The organism is Butyrivibrio sp. (assembly GCF_024699075.1).
In genome coordinates this window covers 1-9,765 of the sequence record NZ_JAILQF010000157.1, presented here as the reverse complement: position 1 = coordinate 9,765, position 9,765 = coordinate 1, and the positions used below count along the sequence as shown (strand labels likewise).

Genomic DNA, 9,765 nt, shown 5'->3' with positions numbered 1-9,765 from the left:
TATTTCGTATGTCTCTGCCATCTTGTATATGAACAATGTTCCGAGTCTCTCACCAGCAATATCAATAGGTGTAATGATTGCCTGATAGCGATCAGACTCTTCTGAATCAAATCCAAGAGTTGTCAGATTGACATTCTCCTTGGTAGAAAGAATTGTAAGGAGTCTTTCATTGAGCATTGGATCGACAAAACTACCAACTTCACCAATAAGAAGATCTTTAATCTCTGGAATCTCTGATCTGGTAGAAGTTCCAAGTACCTTGCCCTTTCTACTTATCACGAGAACATTTGAAAAAAGAATCTCTCCAAGAACATCACAAATGTCATTAAATACAACCTTACCGGAATTAACATTGTGAAGAAGCTTACCAATTTTACGAGTCTTATCTAGAAGTTGAACGCTACTCATGAATAAATCCTTTCTGTAATTGCAGTTGTTATTATTGCTGTGATATTGACACTGACTTTACCCACGGGCAAGCCTGTGTTTTTTCGCCTACGTCATGCCAGAGTTTACTTTATAACTGTTAATAATGAAAGCTATATTTATATATGCTTTTATTTATATATCTTTGATATACATCCTAGTTGCTTATCACAAATATGTCTGATATAAAACATACCTTTATCATTATAAACACAAACCATCTATAAATCAATCGAATAAAGCAAACAAATCAAACAATTTATATTAATGTTCTGACAATTAACGTTTTTTTGTTTACTATCAGCCATATATTAACCTTTATTTAATTTAGAGCCTATAATAGTTCAATAAGAATATTCTATTTTTTTCCGATAAATATAGCAAATTGATCATTCATTCCAAGCTTCATATCTAATATGTCAAATTCCGGAAAGGTATCATCAAAATGATAATTATTGATAATAGCAAAACCAGATCCGCCCATGAAGTTTTAGGTCAAACTGGTGATTTTGGACGCTTCGTCTTATCTCCGGATATATTTTTTCATTGTCATGATTTTGTTATAAAGTACGGATATGGTATAGCCATTGACAAAAATGGTAATGAATTATTTACTATGTGTTTCGATATGACTACATATATTCATTCATATAAATATACAGGTGAATTGGATTTATCATTATTAAATTCTTATGACTGTCTTGTTTTGTATGATTGCAATGATCATGCAATAGAACTGTATCTTGCTGCTATAAATCAATGGCAAGGCAAACGTCTGATTTTTGTAGGCAAAAACTGGACGTATTTTTTAGATATTTTACAAGAATATCCGGGCATTGAATATTTTTACGAACAGGAAGCTGAAACCGAACAAATGGCCATATTGTTGCATGGCTATAAGTATTTAAATGTAATATATGGGCATCCACACGCTGAAACACTCGATAGATATGAACACAACATACTGTATTATGATGAGGTTATGTTTTTTACCTTCTTGTTTTCTGATAAACATGAAAACGGGAATGAAAATAAAGATAAAAATTTCATGGTAATAGATGCACGCTATGGAAATCTAGGGCTTTTTGCGCTTTATTATATGGCCATCGATTATGCTTTATACGTTAAATCCAAGGGCTTTATCCCAATTTTTAATATATTGAATATAAACGGAAGCAGAAGTATATATCAGGATTTTCAGGGAGATGAAATATGGAATAAATTTTTTGCTCAACCAGAAGGATATTCAATGGAAGATATTAAAAACAGCAAAAATGTTTATTTTGCACCGATCGCATATAATGCAAGAATCATCTCTCATATTATGTCTCAAAGCAGCCATAATACATCTTTATCCTGGCCAAATGGGCATTATAGCAGTTTAATAAACGATTATATAACTCAAAGGGAAAATGATTTTTTACCTTTTCCAGAGAAGACTCTTGGTGTTCTTGTAAGAGGAACAGATTATGTCAATGCACAATTTGACAATCATCCAGTACATGCTTCCAAAGAAAAAATGCGTGAACTGATTGAAATAAATTTGAAGAAACTTGACTTAAAATACATATATCTTGCAACCGAAGATGAAAACTATTGTAAGTATTTCAAAGATATATTTGGAGATAAGATCTATTATACCGATCAAGAAAGATTCAGTACCAAAGAAAACGAATTGCTTTCTGAAATGCACAGAAATAATCCGTCTAAAAGAGCCGGCTTTACACTAGGAGCTGAATACCTGCTTTCAATACTACTCTTATCAAGATGCCATTCTTTAATCGCTTCAGGAACCTGTACCGGTCTAGAAGCCGCTAAACGAATGAATGAGAACAAATATAACTATACATATATTTATGAACAATAGTAATATCAAATTCTTAGTTCATTTTAATATTATCTTTTATATCTGTACGTCAAAAATAGCCTTGTAACAATAATAAGTTGCTACAAGGCTATTTTTTTACTCTTTATTCTCTTCAGGCTTATCCATTACATAACCACATTCCTGGTTAGCGCAGGCAAGCTTATTGCCCTTTTCAACCATATATCCGCCACAGGAAGGACACTTTGTCTTTGACGGCTTAGCCCATGACATGAATTCACATTCAGGGAAGCCAAGGCAGCCATAATAACGTCTGCCCTTCTTGGTCATCTTGATAACAACGTCTTTGCCACACTGCGGACATTCTACTCCGATCTTTTCAAAGTATGGCTTAGTGTTACGGCAATCAGGGAATCCGGGACAAGCCAGGAATTTACCATGAGGGCCATATTTGATGACCATGTTACGACCGCAGTTCTCACAGATAACATCTGTCTCTTCATCTGCAATAGTAACCTTTTCAAGCTCAACTTCAGCTTTCTTGACTGCCTCATCAAGATCAGGATAGAAGTTTTCTATAATAGTCTTCCACTTAACTGATCCTTCTGCAACGCCGTCAAGAAGAGTCTCAAGATTAGCAGTAAAGTTAACATTTACGATCTGACTAAACTGATCATTCATGACTTTATTTACAGCAAGTCCAAGATCTGTTACAAAAAGGTTCTTGCCATCCTTGGAAATATAGTGACGTGCAAGAATAGTTCCTATTGTAGGAGCATATGTAGATGGACGTCCGATTCCAAGCTGCTCAAGGTCATGTACAAGTGAAGCTTCTGTATAATGAGCCTTAGGCTGTGTAAAGTGCTGCTGAGGATCAAATGATTCAAACTTAAGAACTGACTTTTCATCAATTCCCTTCATAAGTGTATTCTTCTCGATCTGATCTTCATCATCTGTATATACGTTCATGAAACCATCAAATACTGTCTTTGATGCTGCAACTGTAAAACGATGTGTTCCAGCGTCAATACGAACTGATGTTGTTTCATACTTTGCAGGAGCCATGCGTGAAGCCATAAATCTGCGCCATATAAGCTGATAAAGACGGAACTGCTCTCTTGAAAGATATTCTTTAACAGCTACAGGTGTTCTGTTTACATCTGTAGGACGGATTGCTTCGTGTGCATCCTGAATTTTCTGAGCATTCTTAGCTTTAGCTTCGCCTTCAGCAAGATATTCTTTGCCAAAATTCTGCTCTATATATCCTGCAGCTGATGCCATTGCTTCGTCTGCAATACGAGTTGAATCTGTACGAAGATATGTGATAAGACCAACTGTACCACTACCCTTGATATCAATTCCTTCATAAAGCTGCTGGGCAACACGCATTGTCTTTTGTGTGCTGAAATTAAGAGCTTTTGAAGCTTCCTGCTGAAGTGTTGATGTTGTAAAAGGAAGCGGAGCTTTTTTGGATCTCTCGCTCTTCTTGATCTGTGTAATCTTATATTTTTCGCCTTCAAGGGATTTAACTAAGGCTTCAAGTTCTTCTCTTGATGAGATTTCTTTTTTCTCATCTCCTTCACCATAATAGTGAGCAACAAGAGGTTTCTTCTCACCGGATACTCCAAGATTTACATCAAGGCTCCAGTATTCTTTTGGTATAAATGCATTAATCTCATCTTCTCTGTCGCAGATGATACGCAGTGCAACTGACTGAACTCTTCCTGCTGACAGGCCTCTTTTGATCTTATTCCACAAAAGAGGGCTAATGCTATATCCCACAATACGGTCAAGTACACGTCTTGCCTGCTGAGCATCAACAAGATTCATGTCTATGTCTCTTGGGTGCTTTAAAGCTTCCTTAACAGCATTCTTAGTAATCTCATTGAAAGTTACACGTGACACCTTTTTGCTACTCTCTGAAAGCTTAAGAGCCGAAATAAGATGCCAGCTGATTGCCTCACCTTCACGGTCAGGGTCAGTTGCAAGATATATATGATCAGCCTTCTTAACCTTCTTACGAAGTTCTGCGAGTAAGTCTCCCTTACCGCGAATAGTTATATATTTTGGCTCATAATCATGCTCAATATCTATTCCCATCTGTGATTTGGGAAGATCTCTTACATGTCCGTTGCTCGCCGCAACGTCATAACCGCTTCCAAGAAACTTCTTTATAGCCTTGACCTTGGTTGGTGACTCAACGATGAGTAATTTATTTCCTGCCATTCAATAACCTTTCTGTAGCCACGTGCCACAATTTATTTTTATGATATAGATACGTAAAGCCTCTTTAGCTTCAGTATCCATTTAACCAATTTACATATTGCCAAAAGTCAAATTTGTGTTTCTTCTATATATATGCTTACTTATCACCCAAATTTAACTTCGTACAAATCAGAACTATACTCTCATTTTTAAATTTTGGCAACTTTTATTAAAAAATCTTCTCAAAAACCTCTTATATAGTAACTTTTTACAAATACAAAAAAGCAAAGCCGCGCGCCGGAAAATTTAGCATTATTTTTGCTTATATTTCTGGCGCTCGACTTTTTTCATTTCATGTAACTACTGGTCATTAACTTCTGTACATGAATTTACTATTGTAAGTCTATTTATCTGATTACTTATGTCATATTATTCTCAATTGCTGTACATGGCTATCTGACTAGTTCCTGCAAACAAACCATTTATAATTCTCTTCGTAAAAAAGATGTATCTGCTTGCCACCTATCATGCATTCATATAAGATGCCGCAACCGCCTGCGCTCAAGCTTGCTGCTCTTCTGCAATTTCTGACTCTGTCTATCATATAGCGGGTTCCATCCTCCCATATGATCCAGACAGGGCGCAGAAATCCATCTTTGGTAAAAGTAGCTTCAACTTCCACATATACTTTTCTGTCGCCAAGAACTGTCCCTCTTGCACTTGTTGCTTTCCTTGCAAATACTTTATTTTGTTCCATAAACATCCTCATAATTATTTGCTCATATCTATTGCTAAATGCCTTACTTTACTGTATTATATTTTTAGCATTTCAACTTCATCATTTTAATTCTATGATGTTATTATGCTAATGTCAATATTTTTAGCATTACTTTTGGTAACAAAAATATAGAGGACTACTCAAGAGGAGATCAAAATGTCATTCGGACAAAAACTTAAAACAATCAGAAAAGAACGCAGAATATCACAAACAGAACTTGCTGAGGCATCAGGAGTTGCCCAGAGAACTATCTCATCATATGAGACAGATTTAAGCATACCTCGTACATCTAATCAGCTTCGCAGAATTGCAGACGTACTTGGTGTAACACCTGCAGACCTTGTTTCAGACGATGACAGATTCTTAATCAGTACTGAAGAAGTTGAAGAAAAAGTTGAAGCAAAGCGACTTGTAGCTGAACTTACCAGCCTCTTCTCAGGTGGCAGAATGGATGAAGATGATATGGATGTCCTCATGCTGTCCATGCAGCAGGCATATGTCGAAGCTAAGAAAAAGCGCCGCAACAAAAAGACATCATAATATACTGAAACTAAGAGATCATATAACAAATATAATCTCTAATTCAGATAACAAAAAGTTATCTCATAAACGCAATCTTAGATTCAGACATCAAGAAGTTATCTTACAGACATGATCTTAGATTCAGATAGCAAGTAGTTATTTAATAAACACAATCTTAGATTCAGACATCAAGAAGTTATCTTGCAGAGATGATCTTAGATTCAAGAACACAAAACTATGTACTACGATAATGACCATATAATAAAACAGGCCCATAAGCTTATAGATGAAGCCGGAACAACTGATCCGGCTTTACTTGCAGAATATCTCGGGATAGAGATAAAGCCTGTTCCATTTAAAAAGCAAAAAGGGGTATATCAGATTATTGAAGATATACCTTTTATATTCATAAAAGAGGACCTCTCTCCTGAGATTTACAATATTGTAATCCTGCATGAAATCGGCCATGACCGCTTGCACCAAGACATCGCCAAGGCCTTTGCAGAGTACAATCTTTTTGATATGCAGACAAGTCGCATGGAGTATGAGGCCAATCTTTTTGCTGCAGAAATATCTCTTCCTGATGATGAAATTCTTGAATGTATATATCAGGGAATGGATGTAAGCCAGATTGCAAGAGCCATGTATTCAGACATCAACCTCGTAGCCCTTAAGACATCTGATATGATAAGACGCGGCTATAACTTTAACCCCGTCGACCACCAGAACGATTTCCTCAAATGAAATCCGCTATCCCCATCGCTTTTCCACCACTCCAATCAAATCGCAAGGAACAGCCCCACATGTTTTGTGACAAGTTTGAGTCATTTCTACTTTCTTCTGTCGAGTCCACTGGATTCATAGAATTTCTTCTTATCCTGGTACATGTTTTCGTCAGCCACTTTGCCAAGTTCATCCAGCGTATACTCAGGATAATCCTTAACACTGGCATAGCCTATAGCTATACTGATTCCATTAATGCTGCTCTTTCTATAATTTTTAAGACTACTCTGAAGCGAATCAACCCTCTTCTTTATCTCTGCTTCTGTTGCAAGAAGAAGTATCGCAAATTCATCCCCGCCCATTCTGCTTATAGTAGACGTTGAATTGGATGAAAAGGCAGACCTTATACACTTGGCCGTACCCTTAAGAAGTTCATCACCTGCTTCATGTCCCATTGTGTCATTAACATGCTTTAACAGATTCACATCAATTGCAATATAAGTAAGGGTTGCAGGAAGCTTATGCCTTTCAAAATCTTCTATTATCCTGTAAAAGTGTCTTCGGTTACTAAGACCTGTAAGCTCATCTGTAAAGGCATAGATCTTGGTCATAGCAAACTCTTTTTCTTCTTTTACATTAAGACCTATTCTTCTATAAATAAGGCCAATCTGAACGAATACATAGATCATCAGATCAATTATGATCAAAAGAAAATAAGTTGAAGTATTATTATTAATGTATTGAATAAGTGCAAAGCCTGCAATCAGAATAAATATGCCATTTGCCGCAGCAATACCTGACCTTGCATTAAGCACATTCTCTTCTTTTACGCTCTTATAAGAATAGTAACTAACCATGATCATGACAACTATATCAAGTAAATGTGCGATATAGATCAGCACTCTCCACTCAATAATTCCTGTAGTCGCAAGAGTGCATGACACAAGAACCGTAAGCATGAAAATGGTATCTATTATATTATCTTTTTTGCCAACCCTGAAAAAGACTGCCCTGGACAGTTCAAAGAATAATAGCGGCATCATCAAAAATGTGATAACCGTCAAAACCGAAAAACCTGTCATATAGCCAAATGCTATAAAGGGTATTCGCGTTTCATTGATAACCCACTGAGCTGAAACAATTGAAAAGAATCCTGCATATTGAAGGGCTTCAAATGACAGCTTTCTTATAAGATGAGTTCTTCTTAGTATGAAAAAAGATGCGATGATAACTTCAAAAATTCCGGTAAATGTAAATAATATGAACAATATGATAGAAGGAACGTTAGAAACAAGCTCCGCTATCCAATAAGCAGATCTTGTCGTGATAAAGCCTACCACAACTTCGTTCCTGTAAAAACTTTTCTGGAGATTTATCTTAATCGAGATCTCTTTTTCCGTGTAATCGGATTCCAAAGGAATCCAGATCTCTTTATTACCTATATCAGTATCGTGACCCAAAAAGGCATGTTCTCTTGATTCAATTATCTCTTCACCATCGATATAAGCCACAAAATCAGTATAATAGCACCTGATTATCAGAAGCTGGTCACCATAAACCTGCGGAAGCGTATTGGACATAGTAAACTCATCGGAATTACTGTATGGAAAAGAAATCATCTTCCCATCCACCTTCCAATAATCATTAAAAATCATGGAGTTTTCACGATAATAGTCGTTGGTCTCGTTAGAATAACAGAAGCCAAAGCCAATAAACATCAACATTATTATTGTAAAAATAAAAGCTATGATGCGTCGCAAAAACCTATAATCCATAAGTAAACTCCTTGTTTAGAGCTAACTATCTTATTACTTATTGCGAGTAAAATCGTAACTTGAACAAAAAGTCACGCCTTTTGCCTTCCTGCAAACATCTTCTCTATCTTAGGTGCCACATAAAGCCATGCAACAAATGTGAATATACCTGTTGTAAGCCATGCTGCCGGATCACAGGCGCTGGCAAGTTCATATACCATAAGCTTCATAGAAAGGACAGCCATAACAGCTCTTGATACAAGCTCTACTACTCCGCCCATCATAGGAAGGAAGCCAAATCCACATCCCTGCATCATATTTCTGAAGATAAAAATAGCTGATAATGGAATATAACATATAGCGCAGAATCTGATATATGGCAAAGCCCATGGCAGGTGATCAGCTACTTCCTGAGCTGAATCAAAGAACAGATACATAGCAGGCTCAAGGAGCGTAAGTGACAATACTGCAGCAACCAGTGAGTATATTGTCATTATGATCATTGAATTCTTGATACCATCCTTAAGTCTGTCAAATCTTCCAGCTCCATAGTTCTGTCCGGCATATGCTGCAATTGTCTGTCCCATTGAAGGCATTCCCTGTGTGATAAGACTCTGAATCTTGCTGGCTGCAGTAAATGAAGCAACCGCTGTAGATCCAAACAAATTGATAGCAGCCTGCATGATCATGGTGCCTGATGCTGTTATTGCAAACTGAAGTGCCATAGGAACACCGACTCTGAGCTGGTGATTGGTATCTTTGGAATCAAGATGCCAGTCGCTTTTTGTAGGCCACATGGAATGCTGCTTCTTGAAAATATAAATAAAGCACAAAACAGCTGATATTCCCTGAGCTATAACAGTTGCAAGAGCAGCTCCAAAGGTCTTAAGATCAAGTCCTACAATACATACAAAATCAAGAAGCACATTAAGACATGCCGATAAAATAAGGAAATAAAGCGGCACCTTACTATTACCAACTGCTCTTAAAATAGAAGCCCCAAGGTTATAAAAAACACTGGCAAAAATACCATAAGATATAGTAATAATATAGGAATATGAGTAATCGAATATATTCTCAGGCGTATTCATGATATGAAGAATAGATCTCATACTGATAACACTTATAAAAGTAGTTATCACAGTGACGATCACGGCAAGAATGATTCCATTGGCAATACTGTGACGGAGTCTGTTCTCATCATGAGCTCCATAACACTGGCTTGTAAGTACTGTAAATCCTGTAGCAAGGCCGTTAGCAAAGCCAAGGATAAGGAACATTATAGTACCCGTTGCACCAACAGCTGCCAGAGCTTCCTCTCCTACATATCTACCTACAATAAGCGTATCCACCATGTTATAAAACTGCTGGAAAAGATTACCAACAAAAAGTGGAAGCATAAACTTAATAAGAATTGGAGCAATACTGCCCTTTGTCATATCTGATTTCATAATTATCCTCTTTATGTTCTATGGCCGTAATAAAGAGACTAAGGATGAAACACATCGCATACCTTAATCTCTAAATGACGT

Annotated in this window: 7 protein-coding genes and 1 pseudogene; 3 read left to right on the top strand and 5 right to left on the bottom strand. The window is 36.7% G+C overall.

What is annotated here, in order from left to right; all coding sequences use genetic code 11:
* A pseudogene (locus K6G87_RS06105) lies at positions 1-408 on the bottom strand (GTP-sensing pleiotropic transcriptional regulator CodY); the annotation flags it as partial.
* Positions 409-871: 463 nt separating this feature from the next.
* Between K6G87_RS06105 and K6G87_RS06100 the strand changes: the two are divergent.
* A complete protein-coding gene (locus K6G87_RS06100; protein ID WP_296834991.1) occupies positions 872-2,293 on the top strand; it encodes a hypothetical protein in 1,422 nt (473 codons plus the stop codon).
* 96 nt (positions 2,294-2,389) lie between these two features.
* Here K6G87_RS06100 and topA read toward each other — a convergent pair whose 3' ends face one another.
* Together topA and K6G87_RS06090 are read right to left on the bottom strand one after the other, a co-directional pair.
* On the bottom strand, positions 2,390-4,477 hold the full coding sequence (gene topA, locus K6G87_RS06095) for a type I DNA topoisomerase (RefSeq protein ID WP_296834989.1): 2,088 nt from the start codon (positions 4,475-4,477) through the stop codon (positions 2,390-2,392).
* Between the two features lie 439 nt (positions 4,478-4,916).
* Entirely contained in the window at positions 4,917-5,213 is a 297-nt protein-coding gene (locus K6G87_RS06090) for a hypothetical protein (RefSeq protein WP_296834986.1), read from the bottom strand.
* A gap of 177 nt (positions 5,214-5,390) precedes the next feature.
* Between K6G87_RS06090 and K6G87_RS06085 the strand changes: the two genes are divergently transcribed.
* Positions 5,391-5,774: a helix-turn-helix domain-containing protein gene (locus tag K6G87_RS06085; RefSeq protein WP_296834984.1), complete on the top strand. Its 384-nt coding sequence runs from the start codon at positions 5,391-5,393 to the stop codon at positions 5,772-5,774.
* A gap of 219 nt (positions 5,775-5,993) precedes the next feature.
* Complete coding sequence (locus K6G87_RS06080) at positions 5,994-6,500, top strand: ImmA/IrrE family metallo-endopeptidase (protein WP_296834982.1); 507 nt, start codon at positions 5,994-5,996, stop codon at positions 6,498-6,500.
* 86 nt (positions 6,501-6,586) lie between these two features.
* Here the strand turns inward: K6G87_RS06080 and K6G87_RS06075 are convergent, their stop codons facing one another.
* Entirely contained in the window at positions 6,587-8,254 is a 1,668-nt protein-coding gene (locus K6G87_RS06075; RefSeq protein WP_296834980.1) for a GGDEF domain-containing protein, read from the bottom strand.
* A gap of 71 nt (positions 8,255-8,325) precedes the next feature.
* Positions 8,326-9,684 (bottom strand): MATE family efflux transporter, encoded by a 1,359-nt coding sequence (locus K6G87_RS06070; protein ID WP_296834978.1) that lies wholly within the window; start codon positions 9,682-9,684, stop codon positions 8,326-8,328.
* Positions 9,685-9,765: the final 81 nt, after the last annotated feature.